The sequence below is a fragment of the Butyrivibrio sp. genome, from assembly GCF_017940685.1.
GTDB lineage: Bacteria > Bacillota > Clostridia > Lachnospirales > Lachnospiraceae > Butyrivibrio.
This window is the reverse complement of the sequence record NZ_JAGAYD010000229.1, coordinates 1-1,541: the sequence shown is the minus strand read 5'-3', so window position 1 is coordinate 1,541 and position 1,541 is coordinate 1. Positions and strand designations below refer to the sequence as shown.

General features: G+C 43.9%; 2 protein-coding genes. One reads left to right on the top strand and one right to left on the bottom strand.

Annotation, left to right across the window (positions count from 1 at the left end; all coding sequences use genetic code 11):
- A partial coding sequence (locus J6I68_RS13645) for a sodium:solute symporter family protein (protein ID WP_292221133.1) occupies window positions 1-1,034 on the top strand: 1,034 nt, incomplete at its 5' end.
- A 92-nt stretch (window positions 1,035-1,126) separates the two neighbouring features.
- On the opposite strand, the gene J6I68_RS13640 is transcribed toward J6I68_RS13645, so the two are convergent.
- Window positions 1,127-1,541, bottom strand: a 415-nt coding sequence (locus tag J6I68_RS13640; protein WP_292221131.1) for a hypothetical protein, incomplete at its 5' end; no start/stop codon positions are given.

Below are 1,541 nucleotides of genomic sequence, written 5' to 3'. Positions count from 1 at the left end.
TCGCAGGTGGATATATGGCAACAGCAATCAACGACTTTATCCAGGGCATCATCATGCTGATCGGTATCTGCGCAGTTATCGGATCAGTTTTAAACAGCCAGGGCGGATTTATCGCAGCCCTTGACGGTCTTGCAAGGATAAGCGATGAGAGCGTATCAGCAACTCCTGGTATCTTTGCATCATTCTTCGGACCTGACCCACTTAACCTTCTTGGAGTTGTAATTCTTACATCTCTCGGAACCTGGGGACTTCCTCAGATGGTCCAGAAGTTCTACGCAATAAAGAGTGAGAAGGCAATCTCCAAGGGAACTATCGTTTCCACATTCTTTGCTTTCATTGTTGCAGGAGGATGCTATTTCCTTGGCGGCTTCGGAAGACTCTTTTCCGACAGAGTAGACATCGCTGCAGGTGGATATGATTCAATCATTCCCGCAATGCTCTCAGGACTTCCTGATATTCTCATTGCTATCGTAGTGGTTCTGGTGCTTTCTGCATCAATGTCAACTCTTTCATCACTGGTTCTTACCAGCTCATCGACCCTTACTCTGGATCTTCTTAAGGGTCACGTGATCAAGGACATGAATGAAAAGAAACAGCTCTTTATCATGAGAGCTCTGATAGTTGTATTTGTTGGAATTTCTGTAGTTATCGCAATAATCCAGTACAAGCAGAACGTTACCTTCATCGCCCAGCTCATGGGCGTTTCATGGGGAGCTCTTGCAGGTGCATTCCTTGCTCCGTTCCTCTATGGCCTCTACTGGAAAGGGACCAGTAAGGCAGGCGTATGGTGCAGCTTTGTGTTCTCAACAGTTGTGATGCTCCTTAACATGTTTGTAAGATCAAGCTTCCCTAAGCTCTTACAGTCACCCATCAACGCCGGAGCATTCTGCATGCTGGCAGGACTTGTGATCGTACCTGTAGTTTCACTCTTTACCAAGAAGCCTGACAAGGCCCTTGTGGACGGCGCATTTGCCTGCTACGAGAAAGAGGTTATGGTACACCAGAGTACATCCCTTTCTGATGAGGATGAATGATGTAATAACAAATTAGAATAAAATGAAAAAAACTGATGAGTACAAATAGCTGCTCATCAGTTTTTTATGCTTGTTTGATTATATATGAATTGTTAAGTTTCTGATATACCATGCTCTTTTAAGAGCCTGCGTAGCTCAGCAATAGTGGCATCTTTATCGGCGATAGTGTCATTTAGGTTTTGGATAAGCTCCTTCTGATATTTCTCATGCGCAATGGCATCTTCCCTTGCGCGACACTGCTCAAGGATGGCAATGTCAGCGTTAGACATGAAGATAGACTCAGCAGTGGAATTCATTGATGGATTATCTTTTGTGATCATCTTGACTTCCTCCCATGTAGTTGCTTTGAAAAGCTTCGCCCAAATATCAACGTGACTGGCTTTATCCTCTGAAGTAGCTATATCTGTGTGATTCAATTCTATCACGTAGAGATTGAAGTTGCCAGTGTACAGATAGTTGTCCTTGGTGTTCCTTACTTGATATTTTGCAAAGAATTCCGGATGATCT